Annotated in this window: 20 protein-coding genes and 2 riboswitches; of the genes, 14 read left to right on the plus strand and 6 right to left on the minus strand. The window is 72.8% G+C overall.

The annotated features are described in order from the left end of the window. Window positions 1-38: 38 nt before the first annotated feature. Window positions 39-575: a GNAT family N-acetyltransferase gene (locus IE195_RS00840; RefSeq protein ID WP_191266775.1), complete on the minus strand. Its 537-nt coding sequence runs from the start codon at window positions 573-575 to the stop codon at window positions 39-41. A 204-nt stretch (window positions 576-779) separates the two neighbouring features. On the opposite strand from IE195_RS00840, the gene sigJ reads away from it, so the two are divergent. Together sigJ and IE195_RS00850 are read left to right on the plus strand one after the other, a co-directional pair. Beyond that, a complete protein-coding gene (gene sigJ / locus IE195_RS00845; protein WP_191266798.1) occupies window positions 780-1694 on the plus strand; it encodes an RNA polymerase sigma factor SigJ in 915 nt (304 codons plus the stop codon). Window positions 1695-1820: 126 nt separating this feature from the next. Next, window positions 1821-2423: a Uma2 family endonuclease gene (locus IE195_RS00850; RefSeq protein WP_191268020.1), complete on the plus strand. Its 603-nt coding sequence runs from the start codon at window positions 1821-1823 to the stop codon at window positions 2421-2423. Between the two features lie 8 nt (window positions 2424-2431). On the opposite strand, the gene IE195_RS00855 is transcribed toward IE195_RS00850, so the two are convergent. Further along, window positions 2432-2800, minus strand: a complete 369-nt coding sequence (locus IE195_RS00855) for a VOC family protein (protein ID WP_191266801.1) — start codon at window positions 2798-2800, stop codon at window positions 2432-2434. Between the two features lie 271 nt (window positions 2801-3071). Further along, a riboswitch (cobalamin riboswitch) is annotated at window positions 3072-3273 on the plus strand. Window positions 3274-3325: 52 nt separating this feature from the next. On the opposite strand from IE195_RS00855, the gene IE195_RS00860 reads away from it, so the two are divergent. From IE195_RS00860 to cobM, 4 genes are read left to right on the plus strand one after another with little or no spacing between them, the layout of a single operon-like run. Beyond that, window positions 3326-4255: a ferredoxin-like domain-containing protein gene (locus IE195_RS00860; RefSeq protein WP_191266803.1), complete on the plus strand. Its 930-nt coding sequence runs from the start codon at window positions 3326-3328 to the stop codon at window positions 4253-4255. After that, entirely contained in the window at window positions 4252-4917 is a 666-nt protein-coding gene (locus tag IE195_RS00865; RefSeq protein ID WP_191266806.1) for a precorrin-8X methylmutase, read from the plus strand. The genes IE195_RS00860 and IE195_RS00865 overlap by 4 nt, the downstream gene beginning before the upstream one ends. Continuing rightward, window positions 4914-6446: a precorrin-2 C(20)-methyltransferase gene (locus IE195_RS00870; protein WP_191266809.1), complete on the plus strand. Its 1533-nt coding sequence runs from the start codon at window positions 4914-4916 to the stop codon at window positions 6444-6446. The genes IE195_RS00865 and IE195_RS00870 overlap by 4 nt, the downstream gene beginning before the upstream one ends. Beyond that, window positions 6431-7180, plus strand: a complete 750-nt coding sequence (cobM, locus tag IE195_RS00875; protein WP_191266811.1) for a precorrin-4 C(11)-methyltransferase — start codon at window positions 6431-6433, stop codon at window positions 7178-7180. Before IE195_RS00870 ends, cobM begins: the two co-directional genes overlap by 16 nt. 27 nt (window positions 7181-7207) lie before the next feature. On the opposite strand, the gene IE195_RS00880 is transcribed toward cobM, so the two are convergent. Together IE195_RS00880 and cbiE are read right to left on the minus strand one after the other, a co-directional pair. Then, on the minus strand, window positions 7208-7810 hold the full coding sequence (locus tag IE195_RS00880; RefSeq protein WP_191266813.1) for a Uma2 family endonuclease: 603 nt from the start codon (window positions 7808-7810) through the stop codon (window positions 7208-7210). Between the two features lie 202 nt (window positions 7811-8012). After that, a complete protein-coding gene (gene cbiE / locus IE195_RS00885; protein WP_191266815.1) occupies window positions 8013-9245 on the minus strand; it encodes a precorrin-6y C5,15-methyltransferase (decarboxylating) subunit CbiE in 1233 nt (410 codons plus the stop codon). Window positions 9246-9299: 54 nt separating this feature from the next. Beyond that, window positions 9300-9437, plus strand: a riboswitch (cobalamin riboswitch). A 28-nt stretch (window positions 9438-9465) separates the two neighbouring features. Between cbiE and IE195_RS00890 the strand changes: the two genes are divergently transcribed. From IE195_RS00890 to IE195_RS00915, 6 genes are all read left to right on the plus strand, one after another. Beyond that, window positions 9466-11589: a VWA domain-containing protein gene (locus IE195_RS00890; protein ID WP_373295622.1), complete on the plus strand. Its 2124-nt coding sequence runs from the start codon at window positions 9466-9468 to the stop codon at window positions 11587-11589. Next, window positions 11589-12203: a cob(I)yrinic acid a,c-diamide adenosyltransferase gene (gene cobO / locus IE195_RS00895; RefSeq protein WP_191266818.1), complete on the plus strand. Its 615-nt coding sequence runs from the start codon at window positions 11589-11591 to the stop codon at window positions 12201-12203. Before IE195_RS00890 ends, cobO begins: the two co-directional genes overlap by 1 nt. Window positions 12204-12274: 71 nt before the next feature. Next, on the plus strand, window positions 12275-14686 hold the full coding sequence (cobBC, locus tag IE195_RS00900) for a bifunctional hydrogenobyrinic acid a,c-diamide synthase/histidinol phosphate aminotransferase CobBC (RefSeq protein WP_191266821.1): 2412 nt from the start codon (window positions 12275-12277) through the stop codon (window positions 14684-14686). Between the two features lie 133 nt (window positions 14687-14819). After that, a complete protein-coding gene (locus IE195_RS00905; RefSeq protein WP_191266824.1) occupies window positions 14820-15959 on the plus strand; it encodes a sensor histidine kinase in 1140 nt (379 codons plus the stop codon). Beyond that, window positions 15956-16624, plus strand: coding sequence for a response regulator (locus tag IE195_RS00910; RefSeq protein ID WP_191266828.1), 669 nt, complete (start codon window positions 15956-15958; stop codon window positions 16622-16624). The genes IE195_RS00905 and IE195_RS00910 overlap by 4 nt, the downstream gene beginning before the upstream one ends. A gap of 87 nt (window positions 16625-16711) precedes the next feature. Beyond that, window positions 16712-17392 carry a DUF2306 domain-containing protein gene (locus IE195_RS00915; RefSeq protein ID WP_191266831.1) on the plus strand — a complete coding sequence of 227 codons (681 nt, stop codon included), beginning with the start codon at window positions 16712-16714 and terminating at the stop codon, window positions 17390-17392. Between the two features lie 89 nt (window positions 17393-17481). Here the strand turns inward: IE195_RS00915 and IE195_RS00920 are convergent, their stop codons facing one another. Together IE195_RS00920 and IE195_RS00925 are read right to left on the minus strand one after the other, a co-directional pair. Further along, a complete protein-coding gene (locus IE195_RS00920) occupies window positions 17482-17871 on the minus strand; it encodes a hypothetical protein (protein WP_191266833.1) in 390 nt (129 codons plus the stop codon). Between the two features lie 118 nt (window positions 17872-17989). After that, window positions 17990-18556: an ATP-binding protein gene (locus IE195_RS00925; protein ID WP_191266836.1), complete on the minus strand. Its 567-nt coding sequence runs from the start codon at window positions 18554-18556 to the stop codon at window positions 17990-17992. A gap of 227 nt (window positions 18557-18783) precedes the next feature. On the opposite strand from IE195_RS00925, the gene IE195_RS00930 reads away from it, so the two are divergent. Both IE195_RS00930 and IE195_RS00935 read left to right on the plus strand, forming a co-directional pair. Beyond that, complete coding sequence (locus IE195_RS00930) at window positions 18784-19647, plus strand: helix-turn-helix domain-containing protein (protein WP_191266839.1); 864 nt, start codon at window positions 18784-18786, stop codon at window positions 19645-19647. Further along, complete coding sequence (locus tag IE195_RS00935) at window positions 19644-19883, plus strand: DUF397 domain-containing protein (RefSeq protein ID WP_191266841.1); 240 nt, start codon at window positions 19644-19646, stop codon at window positions 19881-19883. Before IE195_RS00930 ends, IE195_RS00935 begins: the two co-directional genes overlap by 4 nt. Window positions 19884-20749: the final 866 nt, after the last annotated feature.

Here is a 20749-nt window from a genome sequence, read left to right on the forward strand (position 1 = left end):
CGGACAGGCCGGGCGTGTACACCCGCACGGTCCTCCGGTCACCCGCCGCAGACACCCTCCGGGACGCCTTCCACCGGGTCCGTCACCAGCCGCGCGTGCATCCCCGTGTCGTAACGGGAGGTCCCGTAGCGGAGCTTGGCCCGCTCGATCCCCTCAGGGCGAAAACCCGCCCGCCGCGCGGCCACGCACGACCCCGGGTTGTTCAGCCGGTGCCCCGTCTCCACCCGGAACAGGTCCAGTCGGTCGAAGGCGAACTCCGTGGCCAGCCGGGCCCCGGCCGAGGCCACGCCCCGTCCCTGCTCGGCCGGGTGGGTCCAGTAGGCCAGCCAGCCGAAGTCGTGCCTGCGGCTGGACACCGAGACCTGCACGTGCCCGAGGGCCCTGTCCTGGCCGTCGACCACCACGAACCCGTGCACGTCCCGCTCCTTGGCCAGGACCGCCCGCCCGGCGATCCACTCCAGAGCCTCGTCCCGGGTCCGCGGCACGTCGCTCTCCTGCCTGGCCAACTCCTCCCAGGCGAAGGCCGTCAACAGCCGGTCGGCGTCGCCCCGGTTCCACTCCCGTACTCGGTACAACCACAGCCCCTCTCACTGACAGCTCGGGTCGCGCCAACCTAGAACCGCACCGGGGGCGGTGCAAGCCGTTTGCCGGTACCGGCGGCCGCCCTCCGTCCGCCGGCCGGCCGCCCCTCCTGGTCACACCTGCCCGAGGACACGGCCCTGTCCGGAACCGGTCAGGGGCATGTCACACCAGGCGCACTGTGGTACGTCTTCCCCGACATGAGGGCAACAGAGGTCTTCGAGGAACACCGCCCCCTGCTGAACGGGGTCGCCTACCGAATCCTGGGAACGGCGGACGACGCCGAGGACGTGGTCCAGGAGGCGTGGCTGCGCTGGTCCCGGGTGGATCCGGACGGGATCGACAACCCACGCGCCTACCTGGTGACCGTGGCGTCCCGGCTGTCCATCGACCGGTTGCGCAAAGCCAGTGCCCAGCGCGAGTCCTACGTGGGCGAGTGGTTGCCCGAGCCGGTCAGCGACCTGCCCGACGCGGCCGAGCGGGCCGAGCTCGCCGACTCCGTGGAGTTCGCGCTCCTGGTGGTGCTGGAGACCCTCAGCCCTCTGGAACGGGCCGTGTTCGTGCTGCACGAGGCCTTCCAACTGCCCTACACGCACATCGCCCGGGTCATCGGCCGGAACGAGGCGGCCACCCGGCAGTTGGCCCGGCGGGCCCGGGACCACGTTCGGGAACGCCGCCCCCGTTTCGAGGCCGACCGGGCGGCGCGCCGCCGCATCACCGAACGCTTCCTCCGGGCCTGTGCGGAGGGCGACCTGGACGGGCTCAAGGGGCTGCTGGCCGAGGACGCCACCCTGGTCAGCGACGGCGGCGGCAGGACCCCGGCGCCCCTGCGGGTGATCCGCGGTGCCGACAAGGTGGGGCGTTTCCTGGCCGCGGTGTCCCGGGAACGCAACACCTCGCGCTTCCTCCGGTCCCTGGGCCTGGCATCCGCGGCACCGGTGCACATGGAGATCACCGGGGTCAATGGCGGCCCCGCCGCGGTCCTGTCGGTGGAGGGGGTTCCGATCACCGTGCTGACCCTGGACGTCTTCGAGGGCCGGGCCCGGCACGTGTACATGGTGGCCAACCCGGACAAGATGTCGCGCCTGCGGGCGATCGGCCCGTCCCGGACATAGGGACGTCACCGTCGTGGCCGGGGGCGGCGCGGATTCCGGTGGATCCGGGCCTGTGGAAACCCGTCGGTAACCCAAAGTGACCATCGATACTGGTCTTCATGCACCCGAGGAGGCAGTATGTCTGTCATGACCACCAGGCACCCGGACGTACCCGAACGACGGCTGACCGCGGACGACCTGGAGAACACACCGGACGACGGGCAGCGGTACGAGCTGGTCGACGGGAGGCTTGACGTGTCTCCCGCCCCCACCAACACACACTTCCGTGTCGCCAGCCGTCTCAACACCTACCTCAACAACCTCTGCCAGGGCGAGTTCGAGATCGGGGAGGGTCCCGGGGTCAATCTCAACTCGGAGCGGACCACCCACCGCATCCCGGACCTGGCCGTCTTCGACTGCGACATGCCGGAGGGCAAGTACTTCGACGTACCTCCCCTGTTGGCCGTGGAGATCGTCTCCCCGGAGAGCGTGTTCCGGGACAACCACATCAAGCGCCAGGAGTACGCGGCCTTCGGCATCGCCTCCTACTGGATCATCAACCCGCTGGCCGACAAGATCGGCCTGCTGGAACTACGGCTGCTCGACGGCCAGTACCAGGTGGTCACCCAGGTCTACGGGGAGGAGGTCTTCGAAACCGACCTGCCCTTTCCCGTCAAGCTCGTACCGCACTGGTTGCTCGCGAGCGGTCCGTGGTTCAAGAACCTCGGCGGTCCGGCGGAGAGGAACTGACCGTCGGGTCAGGCAGGGGCGTGGCTGACCGCCTCGACGTTGTTGCCGTCAGGATCTCGTACGAAGGCCCCGTAGTAGTGCTCGTGGTACTCAGGCCAGACCCTCGGCTCGTGCAGTACCTCCGCCCCCGCAGCGACCGCGGCTGCGAAGAAGGCTCCGACCATCGCCCGGTCAGCGGCGGCGAAGGCGACGTGCGACTCCCGCGCCGGATCGCCGGTCTCGCTCGGGGAGATCCAGAACCGAGGGTGATCACTGCCGTAGCCGATGACCGGCCCGTACTGGAGCATGCGCCGGTGCCCCAACGTAGCGAGGACGGCGTCGTAGAAGACGGCGCTGGCTTCGGGGTCGGCGACCTGGATACCGAGGTGATCAAGCATGCTCCGAGCATGACGCGAACCACTGACATTCCCGGGCTGGCGACCCCCACACTCCCGAGAGATCAAGTCGGCGGAAACCCGTCGGTAACCCAGCGTGTTCCCCGATACTGGCCTTCCCGCACCCGAGGAGGCGGTATGCCCGACATGCCCACCAGACACCCGGCGGCTCCCCGCCGACCTGGAACAGGGCGTGCTCAGTGGGCGGGCCGGAGGCGCGGGGGCGGAGAGAGCGCCCGGGCACGGTCCGCCGGAACGAGCCGCGAGGTGGCACGATACCCTCGTCGGACCGGTCGAACCCCACGTCCGTGGGGCAGGGAACCCGGTGTGACTCCGGGACTGACGCGCAGCGGTGAGGATGACGGACGGGCACGTCCGGGGTGTTCCCCCGGACAGCCACTGGAGTAGAACTCCGGGAAGGCGCCCCGTACCGGTCGATTCCGAGTCCGAAGACCTGCCGGTAGCGGCGGACACCTCCGCCGAGTCATCCGCGGGCCCGCGAACAAGCCCCTGACCCGAAAGACGTGCATGTCCCTGCCCGGCACCCCGCCCTCCGCCCGAACCCCCCACAGCCGTACCCGGCGCGACCGTTGCCCCGGCGCGCTGAGGCCCTGGGCCGCCGACGACGGTCTGCTGGTCCGGCTCCGGCTCATCGGCGGCCGGCTCCGCGCCCGCTCACTGCGGGCTCTGGCCGCCGTGGCCGAACGGCACGGCAGCGGCCGCGTCCACGTCACGGGCCGCGCGAACCTGCAACTGCGCGCCCTGCCCGGGAACACGGGACGGTTGGGGTCCGAGGTGCTCCGGGACCTGGAGGCGACCGGTCTGCTGCCCTCGGCCAGCCACGAACTGGTACGCAACGTGATGGTCTCCCCGTGCACGGGGCCGAAGGACCCGGCACGCCCGGACGGTGCCGTACCGGGCGGCGGGCGGGCCGACCTGCGGCCCGTCGCCTCGGCCCTGGACACGATGCTGTGCTCCGTGCCGCGCCGCGCGGACCTGCCCGGGCGGTTCCTGTTCGTGCTGGACGACGGAGCCGGGGACCTCATCGATCGCCCCTGCGACCTGGGGCTCGTCGCCCTGGACGAGAGGACCGCACAGTTGAGGGTCGGCGGGCGCTGGGGGCCGGTGGTACCGCTCGACGAGGCGCCCGCCGCGCTGCTGCGGTTCGCGGACGAGTTCCTGGAACGCCGCGGTCAGGGCCCCACGGCGCCCTGGCACGTCGCCGAACTCCCGGCGCCGCTGGCCGCTCCGGCGGCCGCCGACCCTCGGCTGCCACGACCCTCGCCTCCGCTGCCGTACGGGCCGCTGCCCGGGGGCGGACTGCACCTGCGGGTCACCGACCGGGGACTGGACCGCTCCGCCGTGGAGGATCTCGCCGAGCGGGCGACCGCCGCGGGCCACGGAGAGCTCGTCGTCACGCCCTGGCGCGGAGTTCTGGTGCCCGGGGAGGTCCGATGACCGCCCCCCGCCGGCCGAACCGGCACTACGAGTACGTCGACGACGGCCCCGCGATCTACACCGACTCCTTCGCCACGATCCGTCGCGAGGCCCGGCTGGGGCACCTGCCGGGCAACGCCGAACGGCTCGCCGTGCGGATGATCCACGGCACCGGCCAGGTCGGCCTCGCCGACGACCTGGTGGTCCACCCCGACCTGGTTCCGGCGGCCCGCGCGGCCCTGGAGGACGGCGCGCCGATCCTGTGCGACGCACGCATGGTGGCCGCCGGGGTGACCGCGAGCCGCCTGCCCGGCGACAACGAGGTGCTCTGCTTCCTCGGCGACGCACGGGTCCCCGATCTGGCACGGGAGTGGGGCACCACCCGGACGGCAGCCGCGGTGTCCCTGTGGGAACCCCTGCTGGAGGGTGCCGTGGTCGCTGTCGGCAACGCGCCCACCGCCCTCTTCCACCTGTTGGAGATGCTGGTCGACGGGGCGCCGCGACCGGCCGCGATCGTCGGCTGCCCGGTCGGTTTCATCGGTGCCGCCGAGTCCAAACAGGCGCTCACCGAGTTCGCTGACCGGCACGGGACCGACATCCCGTACGTGACGGTCCGCGGCCGTCGCGGAGGGTCCGCGATGACCTCGTCAGCTCTGAACGCACTCGCCAAGGAGGAGGAGTGACCGGACGTTTCCACGGGGTCGGTGTGGGTCCGGGCGACCCCGAACTGATCACCCTCAAGGCGGCCCGACTCATCCGCGCGGCCGACGTCGTCGCCTACCACGCCGGGGTCGGCAAGCGGTCCAACGCCCGCCGCATCGCCGAGGACCTGGTCCCGGCCTCCGCGGTCGAGGAACAGCTCACCTACCCGGTGACCACCGGCACGACCGACCACCCGGGCGGGTACGCGGGGGCGCTGGCCGACTTCTACGAGGAGTCCGCCGCGCGGCTGGCCGCCCACCTGGACGCCGGACGCGACGTCGTCCTGCTCTCCGAGGGCGACCCGCTGTTCTACGGCTCGTACATGTACATGCACGACCGGCTGTCCGAACGGTACGAGACCGAGATCGTCCCCGGGGTCCCGGCGTTCGGCGCGGCCGCCGCGGCAGCGGCGGCACCGCTGGTCCGGCAGACCGACGTGCTCACCGTGCTGCCCGGGACCCTCCCCGAGCCGGAACTGGCCCGCCGTCTGGCGGGCACCGACGCCGCGGTGATCATGAAGCTGGGCCGGACCTTCCCCGCGGTGCGCCGCGCCCTGGAGGCGGCCGGGCGGTTGGAGCACGCGGTGTACGTGGAGCGCGCCTCCATGGCCGGGGAGCGGCGGCTGCCGGTCGCCGAGGTCGACCCGGCGACGGTGCCGTACTTCTCACTGATCCTGGTCACCGGGGACAGCCGCAACGGCAGGAGGTCCCGGGACCGGGCGGTGCCGGCTCCCGTGTCGGGGCCGGAGCCCGCGGCCGCGGCGGCCGAGGACAGGGCGGCCGAACTGCTGGTCGTCGGCCTGGGCCCGGGCCCCGACCACTGGCTCACCCCCGAGGCCTCCGCCGCGCTGGCCGAGGTGGACCACGTGGTGGGTTACGGCCCCTACGTCGACCGCGTCCCGCAGCGCCCCGGCCTGACCCGGCACGCCTCCGGCAACACCGTCGAGATCGACCGCGCCCGCCTCGCCCTCGGACTCGCCCGTGACGGTGAGCGCGTGGCCGTGGTCTCCGGCGGGGACTCCGGTGTGTTCGGCATGGCCACCGCCGTGTTCGAGGCGGCCGAGGACCCCGCCTACTCGGACGTTCCGGTCCGGGTCCTGCCGGGTGTCAGCGCCGTTCAGGCGGTCGCTGCCCGGGCGGGCGCCCCCGTCGGCGGTGACTTCGCAGTGCTGAGCCTGTCGGACCGGCTCAAGCCCTGGGAGGTGATCGAGCGCCGCCTGCGCGCCGTCGCCGAGGCGGACATGGTGCTCGCGGTCTACAACCCGGCCTCGCGGTCACGGACCGAGCAGGTCGCCACCGCCCGCGAGGTCCTCTTGGAGCACCGCAAGCCCGACACCGTGGTGGTCGTCGGCCGCAACGTCGGCAGGGACGGCGAGTCCCTGACGGTGACCACGCTGGGTGAGCTCGACCCCGCGGACATCGACATGCGCTGCCTGCTGATCGTCGGTGCCTCCGGTACCCGCGTCTCCCGGTCGGGCCGGGTGTGGACACCGAGGTGGGTGAAGCCGTGACCGTGCACTTCGTGGGTTCGGGGCCCGGAGCCGCCGACCTGCTCACCGTCCGCGCCACGCGGATGCTCAACGCCGCCGACGTGGTCCTCTACCCCGGCACGTACCTGGACCCGGAGGTCCTCACCCACTGCGCGCCCGGGGCCGAACTGGTGGACACCCAGGGCCTGGACCTGGACCGGATCACCGAACGGCTGGTCGCCGCGCACCGCGCGGGACGGGACGTCGTACGGCTGACCTCGGGTGATCCCTCGCTGTACTCGGCACTGGCCGAGCAGACCCGCCGCCTCGACTCACACGGTGTGCCGTGGGACGTCACCCCGGGGGTGCCCGCCTACGCGGCCGCCTCGGCGCTGGTGGGCCGGGAGCTGACCGTGCCGCTGGTGGCCCAGTCGGTGGTGCTGACCCGGACCAGTGCCCGTTCGACGGCGATGCCGGAGACCGAGTCGCTGGCCGCGTTCGCGGCGACCCGCGCCACGCTGGTGCTGCACCTGGCGATCCGGCGGGTGCGTGAACTCATGGCCGAGATCGAGCCCGAGTACGGCGTGGACTGCCCGGTCGTGGTCGTCTACCGGGCCAGCCAGCCGGAGGAGGCGGTGCTGCGCGGCACCGTCGCCACCATCGCCGACCTGGTGGCGGAGGCGGGGCTGCGGCAGGCCGCGGTGGTGCTGGTCGGGCGGGCGCTCGACACCGAAGGCGGCGAGTCCTACCTGTACGACCCGGCCCGGCCCCGCTGATCCCCGCACAGTTCCGGGGCGGCCGCCTCAGCGGGTGAAGCGCTTGAGCCCGGTGGTGTCCAGGGTGACTCCGGTCCCGGGGATCGGCACGGCCTCACCGTAGGGGTGGACGCTTCGGTCCAGGTACTGGCCACGGACAGGGCGGCTGTGCACCACCACGGCGTTGGCGTCGCGGTCCACCAACAGGTAGACGCCGATACCGGTCTCCGCGTAGGCGGCGGGCTTCTCGACACGGTCGCGGGCGTGGGTGTCGGCATCCCAGGAGGTGACCTCGACCACGGCCAGGACGCCGTCCGGTTCGGCCCACTCCCCCGCCTGGTCGAAGTGACCGATCGGAACGAGGACACCGTCGGGGCGGGCGCGACCGTTGCGGTAAGTATCGACCTTGATGCCCAGCCCGCTGGTGAGGAGGTCCAGATCGGGACGGTGGGCCATGAACTCACGCATCAGCCAGGTGAGGATCCCCGCGTGGGCTCCGTCGGTCACTTTGTGGACCCAGACCTTCCCGTTGAACATCTCCATACGAACACGGTCGGCCTCGAACGCCTGTTCCGCGAGGTGCTCGAACAGGTCGGTCCCCATGGGGAACGTCGGCATACCGGGCGGCGGGTGGTGCTCTGTGACGGTCATGTGGCCCCCTGAGTGATGCCGGTGGCGGGTGGTGACGACACGGACGCGATCTCCGGCACGAGCGTTCGGTGGCTCGTCGAGGAAGTCGCCGAGCGCGGTGGTTCGGGACCCTCCACACGGCCAGAATAACGCCGGGGAGGGAGCACGGGCACGCCCGTGGTGGAAATTCCGGGAGCCGGGACCGACCGGCTCACTCCGAACGTCACCGGTCGGGCACGGTCAGGCACCACTGGGTGACGGTGCGGGCGGGGGTCCAGCCGGTGAAGGTGCCGATGGGCGCGGTGGTCTCCACCGCGATCCGGGTCAGCTCCCCGCCGTGGCGCCGGTAGGCGTCCGCGAGCAGCTGCTCGGTCTCCAACGTCACCCCGTGCACCACGAGTCGGCCGCCCGGCCCCAGCGCGTCCAGGCAGGTGTCGAGCACGCCCGGCCGGGTGGCACCGCCGCCGACGAACACCGCGTCGGGGGCGCCCAGCCCGGCCAGCGCGTCCGGTGCCCGGCCGGTGACCACGCGCAGGCCCGGGACGCCGAGCCGTCCCGCGTTGCGCCCGATCCGCTCGGCGCGTCCGGCGTCGGCCTCCACCGCCGTGGCCGTGCACGAGGGGTGGGCGCGCATCCACTCGACACCGACCGAGCCCGCGCCCGCGCCCACGTCCCACAGGTGCTGCCCGGGTGCGGGCGCCAGCCGGGCCAGGGCGCAGGCGCGCAGGTCCCGTTTGGTCAGTTGGCCGTCGTGCTCGAACGCCTCGTCGGGCAGTCCGGCGACCAGCCCGTACCCCGCGGGTCCGGCGAGTTCCACCGCCAGTACGTGCAGTGCGGGGACCTCCTCGGGCGGGGCGCCGAGCCAGTCGTGGGCCGTGCTCTCCAGCCGTGACTCCGCGGTCGACCCCAGGTCGCCGAGGACGGTCATCCGGCTGCCCCCGTAACCCGCACCGGCCAGCAGGGCGGCGACCGTCCCGGGTGTGCCGGCGCCGGAGGAGAGCACCAGGACGCGGTGGCCGGGCGCCAGTTCACGCATCAGCAGTCGCGGGTCGCGCCCGACCAGGGTCAGCACCGCGCACCCCTGCGCCGGCCAGCCCATCCGGGCGCGGGCCAGGGACACCGAGGAGACGGCGGGTTCGACGTGCACCGCGTCCGCGCCGAGCAGTTCGACCAGGGTGCCGCCGATCCCCGACACCAGGGGGTCTCCGGAGGCCAGCGCGACGACGGCGCGGCCTTCGAGGGAGACGAGCAGTCCCGGCAGGCCCTCGCGCAGCGGGGAGGGCCAGGCGCGGCGTTCCTGGCCGGGTGCGTCCGGCAGCATGGCCAGGTGCCGGTGCCCGCCCAGTACCGTGTCGGCCGCCAGGACCAGCTCGCGCAGCCTCGCGGGCACGCCCGGCCAGCCGTCGGCGCCGACGCCGACGACGGTGATTCGAGGAGGGGACGTCTCGACCTTCATGGGCAGGACGCTATCGTGGCGGCCGAAGGTGTGAGGTGCCCCGGCTGCCCAGCCATCGGAAACGGTGGGGACGGTGCCCGGGGAGAATCTGGGAAGCCCGGTGAGATTCCGGCACAGGCCCGCTGCGGTGAGCCGAGCCTCCGGACAGGAGGACTCGGTAAGTCCGAAGACCGGCCCCGCACCCGCCCATGACCGATGGCGAAACGAGCGGGAGCCTCACATGCCGTTGCGGACGTCCCACTACCCCTTCTCCGCGATCGTCGGCTGCGACGCCGACCCACTCGACGACCTGGGCCTGGCGCTCGTTCTGGCCAGCGTCTCCCCGGAGATCGGCGGCGTCCTGGTCCGCGGCCAGAAGGGCACCGCCAAGTCCACCGCGGTCCGGGCCCTGGCCTCCCTGCTGCCGCCGGTCGAGGTCTACCGGAGCGACCGTTTCTCCGTGGACCCCGCCGACCCCGCGCAGGAGTCACCGGACGGTCCCTTCCCGGCGGGCACGGCCGTGGAGAGCCGCCCGGTACGCCTGGTCGAACTCCCGGTCGGCGCCACCGAGGACCGTGTCCTGGGCTCCCTGCACCTGGAGCAGGCGCTCACGCACGGCCAGGTCGCCTACGAACCGGGGCTGCTGGCGCGGAGCCACCGCGGTCTCCTCTACGTGGACGAGGTCAACCTGCTCCACGACCACCTGGTCGACCTCCTCCTGGACGCCGCCGCGACCGGTCGGGTGACCGTGGAGCGGGACGGGTTCTCGGTGGAGCACGCCGCCCGCTTCCTGCTCATCGGCACGATGAACCCCGAGGAGGGCGAGCTGCGCCCGCAGCTGCTGGACCGGTTCGGGCTGACCGTCGAGGTGGCCGCGCCCGCCGACCCGGCCGCCCGGGTCGAGGTGGTCCGCAGGCGGATGGCCTACGACTCCGACGCCGCCGCGTTCGCGGAGCGCTACGGCGCCTCCGAGAAGGCCCTGGCCGAGCGGATCGCGGCGGCCCGGGAGACCGTCCGGCACGCCCGCCTGTCCAACGCCGCGCTGTTGAAGATCGCGCAGGTGTGCGCGGCGTTCGAGGTGGACGGCCTGCGCGCCGACATCGTGACCGCGCGCACGGCCCTGGCGCACGCCGCCTGGGAGGGCCGGACCTCGGTCACCCGGGCCGACATCCGGCGCGCCGCCCTGCTGGCCCTGCCGCACCGGCGCCGACGGAACCCGTTCGACGCGCCGGGGCTCGACGAGGAACTCCTGGACCGGATCCTGGGTGACGAGGAACCGCCGCCGGACGACCCGGAACCGCCGGGCGGCTCCGACGACTCCGACGACCCCGATCCCGGCCGGGACGGCGGGCCCGAGGAGGAGGGCGACCCGGCCACCGACGGCCCGGAGGCGGACCCCTCCCAGGGCCCGGAGACGGGACCCGATCAACCGGACACAGGTTCTGACCAGCCGGACCAGCCCCCCGCACAGCCCCGGGGCCCGGAGGACTCCCAGGACCCGGAATCGTCCCAGGGACCGGAGGGGGCCGAGGGCGACGGGCACCAGCCCGCGCCGGGCACCACGGTCGGGGCGAGCACCCCCTACCGTCCCCGGACGTTCACCGCCCGGGGCACCGGGATCGGTGCGGACGGCCGACGCAGCCGCGCCCTCGGCACCCGGGGCCGCCGGATCGGAGCCGAGCCTCCCGGCGGCGGCTCGGGAAGCTCGCTCCACCTGGTCGAGACCGTCAAGGCGGCGGCCTCCCGCCCGCACGGCGGCGGCCGGGTCAGCCTGCTCCCCCGCGACCTGCGCGTCGCGGTGCGTGAGGGGCAGGAGAGCAACCTGGTGCTGTTCTGTGTGGACGCATCCGGCTCGATGGCGGCGCGCAAACGCATGGGCGAGGTCAAGACCGCCATCCTCTCCCTGCTCCTGGACGCCTACCGGCGCCGCGACAAGGTCGGCCTGGTGACCTTCCGGGGGACCAGGGCCGAGCTGGTGCTGCCGCCGACCCGTTCGGTGGACACCGCCGCCGCCCGCCTGGACGAACTGCCCGCCGGGGGGCGCACCCCGCTCGCCGAGGGCCTGCTGGAGGCCGCCCGGATCCTGCGGCGCGAGCGCCTGCGCGACCCGAGACAGCGTCCGCTGCTCGTCCTGGTGACCGACGGCCGGGCCACCGGGGGCCGGGGTTCGGTCGGCCGTTCACTGGCGGCCGCCGACCACGTCGCCGAACTGGGTGTGGCCACCGTCGTCGTGGACGGTGAGTCCGGCCCGATGCGGCTGGGCCTGGCCGCAGCCCTCGCCACCCGCATGGGTGCCGAGCACCTCCCCGTCAGCGAGGTCAGCGCCGACGCGCTGAGCACCGCCGTGAGAGAAAGGGCCGCCTGATGCCCCAGGGCAAACCGCTCGTCGTCCCCGATGACGGGCTCACCACGCGGCAGCGCCGCAACCAGCCCGTGCTCGCCGTCCACACCGGGGACGGCAAGGGCAAGTCGACCGCCGCGTTCGGGCTCGCCCTGCGCGGCTGGAACCAGGGCTGGCGGATCGGGGTGTTCCAGTTCGTGAAGTCGGCGAAGTGGCGCATCGGCGAGCAGACCGTGCTCGAACGCCTGGGTCAGCTGCACGAGGAGACCGGAGAGGGCGGCCCGGTGGAGTGGCACAAGATGGGTTCGGGCTGGTCGTGGAGCCGCCGCAAGGGCAGCACCGAGGACCACGCGGCGGACGCCGCCGAGGGCTGGGCGGAGATCAAGCGCAGGCTCACCGAGCAGACGCACGACCTGCTCATCCTCGACGAGTTCACCTACCCGATCAACTGGGGCTGGGTCGACGCCGACGACGTCGTGGCCGCCCTGCGGGACCGTCCGGGCCGCCAGCACGTGGTGGTCACCGGCCGCCGCGCCGACCCCGGGCTCGTGGAGGCCGCGGACCTGGTCACCGAGATGACCAAGGTCAGGCACCCGATGGACGCGGGCCGCAAGGGCCAGCGGGGGATCGAGTGGTGACGACCCCGGCGGCCCCCGGGCCGACGGAGCCACCCCGACCTGCGACCCCGCCGACGCCCCTGCCGAGGCTGATGGTCGCCGCGCCCATGACCGGGCAGGGCAAGACCACGATCGCCACCGGGCTGATGGCCGCGCTGGGAGACACCAGGTTGGCGGTGAGCGGCCACAAGGTCGGCCCGGACTACATCGACCCGGGCTACCACGCGCTGGCCACCGGACGTCCCGGCCGCAATCTCGACCCGCACCTGGTCGGTGCGGAGCGGGTGGCGCCGCTGCTCCTGCACGGGGCCCGGGGCGCGGACGCGGCCGTCGTCGAGGGCGTCATGGGGTTGCACGACGGGCGGATCGGCACCGACGGGTTCGCCTCCTCCGCGCACGTGGCGGCCCTGACCCGCACCCCGGTGGTGCTGGTCGTGGACGTGTCCCGGATGTCCCGTTCGGTGGGTGCGCTGGTCAGGGGCATGGCGGACTTCGACCCGGCGGTCGAGGTCGTCGGCGTGATCCTGAACAAGGCCGGTTCGGCCCGCAACGTCGCCGAGATCACCCGTTCGGTCGGGCTGCCCGTCCTCGGCGTGGTCCCCCGCGACGAGCGGATCGCCAGCCCGTCCCGGCATCTCGGCCTGGTTCCGGCCGCCGAGCGGCAGGGGTCGGCCCGGGTGGTCGAACGCCTCGGTGAGCACGTGGCCGACCACGTGGACCTGGACGCCCTGCTGGAGGTAGCCCGTTCGGCGTCCGTGCTGGACGCCCGCCCCTGGGAGCCGGCAGCGGAGGTGTCTGCGCCCGCCGGGGGCGACCGACCGGTGGTCGCCGTGGCCGGGGGCCGGACCTTCACCTTCCGCTACACCGAGGCCGAGGAGCTGCTCACCGCGGCCGGGTGCGAGGTCGTCGCGTTCGACCCGCTGGAGGACACCGGGCTTCCGACCGGCACCCGGGGCGTCTACCTGGGCGGCGGTTTCCCGGAGGTGTACGCGGGCGAACTCGCCGCGAACCGGAACCTGCTGGCCGAGCTGCGCGAGGCGGTCCGCAGCGGGATCCCGACCGTCGCCGAGTGCGCTGGCCTGCTCTACCTGGCCGAGTCGCTGGACGGCCACGGCATGGCGGGGGCGATCCCGGCGCACGCCCGGATGACGAAGCGGCTCACCCTGCGCTACCCCGAGGCGGTCTCCCCCGGCGACACCCTGCTGACCCGGGCCGGGGAGCGGGTCACCGGCCACGAGTTCCACCGCACGGCCATGGCCCCCGGTTTCGGGGATCGTCCGGCCTGGGAGATCGACGGTGCGCCGGAGGGGTTCGCCTCTCCGAGCCTGCACGCCTCCTACCTGCACACGCACTGGGCCGGACACCCGGAGCTCGCCGCGAGGTTCGCCGGGGCCGTGCACACCGCCCCGGCCGTCGCCGCGGCACCGGCGCCCGGGCCCTCCCCCGCCGCCCGGACCACCGGAGCGGGTGTCGCGCCGCTGGCCGACCCGCTCCGCCACCACGGCGACGTGGAGGCGCGCGGCGGGCTGCTGGACTTCGCCGTCAACGTCCACCCGGGGCAGCGGCCCGCCTGGCTCGACCGGGCGCTGCGGGAGGGCCTGGACCACGCGGGCGTCTACCCCGACCCCGAACCCGCACGCGGGGCCGTCGCGCGTCGGCACTCCCGGGAGCCCGCCGAGGTCCTGCCGACAGCGGGCGCCGCGGAGGCCTTCACCCTGGTCGCGCGGCTGCGTCCATGGAAGCGTCCCGTCGTCGTGCACCCGCAGTTCACCGAGCCGCACGCCGCCCTGGAGCAGGCCGGGCACACCGTCACCACCGTGCTCTGCGCCGAGCGCGACGGGTTCGCCTTCGACCCCGCCGCCGTTCCCGAGGACGCGGACCTGGTGGTGGTCGGCAACCCCACCAACCCCACCGGTGTCCTGCACCCGGCCGAGGCGCTGCGCGGGCTGTGCCGCCCCGGGCGGCTGGTCGTGGTGGACGAGGCGTTCATGGACGCCCTGCCCGGGGAACCGGAATCCCTGGCCGGTGAGCGGATCACGGGGCTGGTGGTGCTGCGCAGTCTCACCAAGCACTGGTCGGTCCCGGGCATCCGGGCCGGGTACGCGGTCGGTGACGAGGCCGTGGTGCGCGAGCTGGCCCGGGTGCAGACGCCCTGGTCGGTGTCGGCGCCGGCGATCGCCGCCACCGTCGCCTGCATGGGTGGGGAGGCGGGCGCGGAAGCGGAACGCCGGGCGAAGGAGTTCGACGGCTGGCGCGCCGACCTGGAGGCCGGGCTACGCGGGGCGGGGCTGGAGTTCGTGCCCTCCCGGGCCCCGTTCGTACTGGTCAAGGCGGGCGAAGGAGTCCATGCGCGGCTGCGCGAGCAGGGCATCGCCGTGCGCCGGGCCGACACCTTCCCGGGGCTGGACGCCGCCTGGGTGCGGGTGGCCGTGCGCCCGCCGGAGACCACACGGAAGCTGTTCGATGCCCTTGCGAAGGTACGACCGGGCGGTTTCTCCGGGTGACACCCTCCCGGAGTCACAGCCGACGGCTTCGGTGACTCCGGAGGCCTCGCCGTCAGGCTGCGGGGTGGCGGGGCGACCCCGTCTCCGACTTTCGGCCGATCCGCCGAAAGGACCGCCCGGCTAGCCTGTAGCCGTGCACGGCTTACTCCGTTCCCCGTGGAACGAACCCCGCCCTCCCGGCGCGCGGGGGCCCACGTGGTGGGACGGGGTCCTCGTCGTGGTGTGCGCGCTGGCGGCGCTGACCGAGGGCGCCCTGCGGCCGGATCTGCCCTGGCCGGTCCCGACCGTCGCGGTGGTCGCCGGTCTGGCCCCCGCCCTGCTGTGGCGCCGGACCCGCCCGCTGGCCGCGGTCACGGCGGTCTTCGGCGGCGCGACCCTGCTCACCCTGGTGACCGGCGGAGGGGCCGGGCAGATGTACACGACGGTGTACTTCCTGGCACTGCCGTACGCGCTGGTGCGGTGGGGATCCGGCCGGGAGGTCGCGGCGGGGACCGCGATCGTGCTCCTGGCCTCCTCCGCCGACCTGTTCCTCGACGCGGCGCGGGCGGCGGACCTCCTGGGCGGTGCCGCCGTCCTGTTCGCCACCGGCGCCCTCGGCTCGGCGCTGCGCTACCGGGGCAGGGCCAGAGCGCGCGAGATCGACCGCGCCCGCCTGCTCGAACGCGAACACATCGCCCGGGAACTGCACGACACCGTCGCCCACCACGTCTCGGCCATGGCGATCCGCGCCCAGGCCGGTCAGACGGTCGCCCGGACCAGACCGGAGGCCGCCGTCGAGGCCCTCAGGGTGATCGAGTCCGAGGCCTCCCGTGCCCTGGACGAGATGCGCACCATGGTGCGGGCCCTGCGCCGGGACGGGCCCGCCGAGCGTTCGCCGAGCCCGGGCATCGGTGACCTGGAGGAACTAGCCTGTCGGGCCGGACCGGGCCCGGCCGTGGCGGTGGAGGTCACCGGCTCCTTCGACGGCCTCCCCCCGGCGGTCACGGCCGCCGTCCACCGGCTGGCCCGGGAGTCGGTCACCAACGCCAGGCGCCACGCCCGCGACGCCACCCTCGTCACCGTTCGCGTGGACGCCGACGAAACCTCGGTGCGCCTGAGCGTGAGCGACGACGGTGACACCGGCCGCCTGCGGCCGACCGCCGCGCCGGGGTACGGGATCATCGGCATGGCGGAACGCGCCGAACTGCTCGGGGGTAGCTGCGAGGCCGCCCCGAACCCCGACGGAGGTTGGACCGTGACCGCCGTGCTGCCCCGTTCGGGGGCGCCCGCGTGAACATCCGGGTGGTCGTGGCGGACGACCAGGAGATCGTGCGTACCGGCCTGTCCATGATCCTGGACGCCCAACCCGGCATCGAGGTGGTCGGCCGGGCCTCCGATGGGCGCGAAGCCGTGGAACTGGGGCGGCGGCTGCGCCCGGACGTGTGCCTGTTCGACATCCGGATGCCCGTCCTCGACGGGGTGGAGGCGACCCGCGCCCTGGCCGGGCCCGGGGTCGAGGACCCCCTCGCTGTCGTCGTCATCACCGTCTTCGACCTCGACGAGTACGTCTACGCCGCCCTCAGGGCGGGCGCCCGGGGGTTCCTGCTCAAGGACGCGGGTACCGACCTGCTCACCCGGGCCGTGCGGGCCGCCGCGGAGGGTGAGGCGCTCATCGCCCCGAGCGTGACCGCCCGGCTGCTCGACGCGTTCGCCGGTTCCGGGCCGACCGGGCCCCCGGCCCAGCCCCTGCAGCCGCTGACCGACCGGGAGGAGCAGGTCCTCGCCGCCGTGGCGCGCGGTCGTACCAACACCGAGATCGGCGAGGAGTGCCACATCGCGCTGAGCACCGTCAAGACACACATCACGAGCCTGCTGGCCAAGCTCGGGGCCCGCAACCGCGTCGAGATCGCCATGTGGGCCTACGAGACCGGGCGTGTACGGGGAGGCCGGGACCGGTAGGACGGTGCGGCACCCGTACTTTCGGCCGAGCTGGTTCGGGCCCATCCTCCGATGTCCGGCGCCCCTCCCGGCGGCCACCATCGGGGCATGACCACCACCGTGAAACCCCCGGCCCGGGCCGAGTGGACCGTGATCGCCCTCCTGATCGTGCTGAGCGTCGTGCCCCTCGTAGCCGGGGCCTTCCGCCTCGGCGATCTGGCCACCGGCGCGCCGGTCACCGCCGACAACGCCCGCTTCGCCGCCTCACCCCTGCCCGTGGTGCTGCACGTCCTCGCCGCGGCCCCCTACTGCCTGTTGGGGGCCCTCCAGTTCTCCCCGACCCTGCGCCGCCGCCGTCCCCGCTGGCACCGGGCCTCCGGCCGACTACTCGTGCCCCTGGGCCTGGTCGCTGCGCTGTCGGGGCTGTGGATGACGCTGTTCTACGCGATCCCGGCGATCGACACGGGCTTCCTGACCGTGCAGCGGCTGGTGTTCGGTTCGGCCATGGCCCTCGCGCTGGTCCTGGGCTTCGTGGCGGCGCGGCGCCGGGAGTTCGCACAGCACGGCGCCTGGATGATCCGCGCCTACGCGATCGGGATGGGGGCCGGGACACAGGTGCTGACCCACCTTCCCTGGACGCTCCTGGTCGGTGAGTACGACCAGCTCAGCCGGGCGCTGCTCATGGGAGCCGGGTGGGTGATCAACATGGCGGTGGCCGAGTGGGTCATCCACAGGACCCTTCGCCGTCCCCGCAGCGTCCGGCCCGTTCCGGAGCCCTCACCCGGGTGAGGGCGGTGGCCGGGTCGTCGGCGGTGCGGCACTCCCATCGGCCCTGACGGAGGCCGGGGGCACCGCACCGCGACGCTGTCCGGACGCGGTCAGGCCGCCGCGAGGACGCGGCCCGTGCTCCGGCCCCGGGGACGTGCGGCGGGCGGAGCGGGCGGAGCGGTGTACGTCCACACCGTCAGGAGGAGCGTGTCGACGTCGGGGGCCTCGATCATGCCGGTGGGGGTGGCGGCCCAGAACGATTGGGTGGCCTCGCCCCACCAGATGACCAGGTGGCGGTGGTGGGTTTGGAGCTGTGCGGCCTGGGCGTGTTCGCGGGCGTACTCGGAGCGGTGGCCGCCCAGGCGGGGCAGGTTCTGGGCGCGGCGCTGTCGGCAGGAGGGGTGATCACAGACCGGGCAGGCGGGGCCCTGCAGGGGGTGGCGGCGGGGCAGGGGGCGGAAGTCGTCGGAGCGTCGGGGCCTCGGGATAGGGTTGGACATCAGATCCTCTTTCCTTGCATATGCGGTGTTGGGTTTGGGGGGTCCAGGGCCCAGGGCAAGCGTTGGCGCGCTTTCCTGGGCCCGTCTCATGCGCGGGGCATGTGTGGCGGCTGCTGGTTCAGAGCCCGGCGGTGGTGTTGTTCCAGCGGCTGTGGTCCAGGTCGTGGGCGAGGTAGAGCCAGACGCTGCGGTACTCGGCGTTGCCGTTGTCGCCCCAGTCGGTGGCCAGGGCGTCGATCATGGCCAGGCCCCGGCCCGATTCGGTGTTGGGGTCCAGGCCACGAGGGTCGGGGACCAGGGGTGCGTTGCGGGTGCGCAGTCCGCCCCGGTCGCGGCAGGTCAGGTGCAGGCCCTCCTTGTGGCGGTGCACTCGCAGGGTGTAGCCACCGCCCGGGTGCCCGGAGAGGGTGTGGCGGATGGCGTTGTTGGCGAGCTCGCTGCCGAGCAGGGTGAACAGGTAGCGGTAGTCGCCGGATTCGGTGGCGGCGCAGGTGTCCAGGAAGGCGCGGACCAGCGGCATCACGGCGGGGGTTCCGGCGAAGTCGTAGCTGCGCGCCCGGTAGTTGGGGCGCTCTGGCGTCCCGGAGAAGTAGTGCCGCTGGAAGGGCCGGATGAAGCTGGCCAGCGGCACCGTGGCCTCCCCCTGGACGGGTACGGGCGCGAGGGCGGGTGCGGTTGAAGGCATGACGAACACACTCCTAGGCATGGCGGTACATGAGCAGGGGTCGTGCTGAGTGCCCGTGGGGGAGGTTCGCGGTTGACCTGAGGCGCGGAACGGGCGAGGCGTAGCCTGACCGACATGAACCCTGTGTGATCCATCGGTCACTGACTACATCTCCATATTGAAACTGCGAATCTCAGTTGTCAATCGCTTTGCTGAGATTCGGAAAAGATTCTTGCTAGGTTGGTCCCATGCATCGCCCCTACAGCCCCACCATCCGTCGCAGGCGTCTGGGCTTCGAGCTACGGCGTCTACGTGAAGAGCACGGCTACACCCTCGATGAGGCCGCCAAGCGGTCTGCTGTACCCCGGGCAACCATCGGCAAGATCGAAACCGCAGAATCCAGGCGAACCCGTACTCGGGACCTGGACGCGCTCGCGGACCTCTACAACCTGGACGAGGAGAGTCGTGCGGGACTTCACCAGCTATCGCGCGAATCCAAAGAGAAAGGCTGGTGGTCCCGATACAAAGATGTCTTCAGCGAGCACACACTCCCCGACTTCGAGTCAGAAGCATCGGCGATACGTACCTACGAAGCCCAGGTGCTCCCTGGCCTGTTCCAAACACCTGACTACGCGGAAGAGATCTTCAAGGGAGGTCGAGCCACCGAAGATCCGAGCATCGGCAGGCAGGTCGAAGCTCGACTCGCGCGCCAGCAGATCCTCTCCCGCGTCAACGCCCCTCACATGACAGCGGTCATCGACGAAGCCGTCTTGCTCCGCCTTGTGGGCAACCGTCAGGTCATGATCGAACAGTTGGAGCACCTGGAACACCTTGCGATCCGGCACAACATCGACATCCAAGTGCTTCCCTTGAGCAGCGGAGCCCATCTCGGCATGGCAGGCGCATTCACCATCCTGGACTTCCCTGAGCCCAGGGACCCTACGATCGTCTACGTCAGTACAGCCGCAGACGGTCTGTATCTTGAACAAGAAAGCGACATCAAGCGCTACAACATGGCTTTCAGCAATGTTCAGGGCATCGCGCTATCGTCGACCGCGTCCATGCGGAGCATCGCGAGCGTCAAGGCGTCGATGGAGGGTGAACAAGGATGATTCTGGAGTTCCGTAAGAGCAGCTACAGCGCGCAGGATGTGAACTGCGTCGAGGTCGCACACATCCCCGCCAGCTTCCGGAAGAGCACCTACAGCGGTGCCGGTCAGAACTGTGTCGAGGTCGCCGACCTCCCCTGCGGTGCCGCCGTCCGCGACTCCAAGCACCCCACCGCCGGGCACCTCCCCTTCCCCAGCTCCGAGTGGACGGCCTTCCTCCACTCCGCCCTCTCCCCCTGAACAGCCGAGAGCAGGAGCGCCCGGCTATCGCTGCTCCCCCATGGGCAACCGGGCGCTCCTACCTTCTTCCCTTCTCAAGGCGGGCACGCCTGGGGTCCCCCCTTTCCCGCCGCGTGAGTGTGGCCGCCCGCACCGCACGCGTCAAGGTCGTACGTCCTCGCTTCGCTCCGGGCGCTCCACCTTGACCCGCACGCCACGGGCGGCGGGTTGGCGGCTATCGGGAAACGGGGAGGTGTGGTCGGGTGGCGAACGGTGCCCGGGCTTCGCCCGACCCCGGTCCGGCCGTGGCCGGCCGGATTCCCGCCCATCCCTCTGGCTTTCTCGGCAGGCGCGTCCCCATCCAGTGACGGGTAGGCGACGAAGGGCCCGAGCCGCCGGGTAGGGGCCGGGCGCGTCCCACCGGGCTGACCGGCCCGGGGGTGGCGGAGGCGGCTCGTCCCCCGGGTCCTCGGGGCGGATTCGGTCCCTTTTCCGCGGTGATCTTGCTACCAGGGGCAACTTCGGCGCCGAAGTTGCCCCTGGTAGCAAGATCACCGGGGATAGAGGGGTTTCGGAAGCAGCGGACAGACAGAGATGCGGGTTTCGGGCCCACGGGCCACCGGCCCCGGCCTTTCACCGGCCCGAACAGCCCTTATCCGCCCTGCGGACCGCTGCTCCTGCTCCTGCTCCTGCCCCTGCCCCTACATCCTGCCTCTGCCGCTACTCCGCCGCCGCTGTTTCGCAGGAGCGAATGACCGGCCGCGACACGCCCAGGCGTTGAGCGGCGGGCTGGGGAAGAGGGGGTTGCTCGGACCGAGGCCGAAGGCCGTGCAGCCGAAGACCGGGACAGCGGGCCCGGCAGGGCCCAGGCTGTCCGGCCTGTCCCG

Origin of the sequence: Nocardiopsis terrae, assembly GCF_014651695.1 — a bacterium.
Taxonomy (GTDB): domain Bacteria; phylum Actinomycetota; class Actinomycetes; order Streptosporangiales; family Streptosporangiaceae; genus Nocardiopsis; species Nocardiopsis terrae.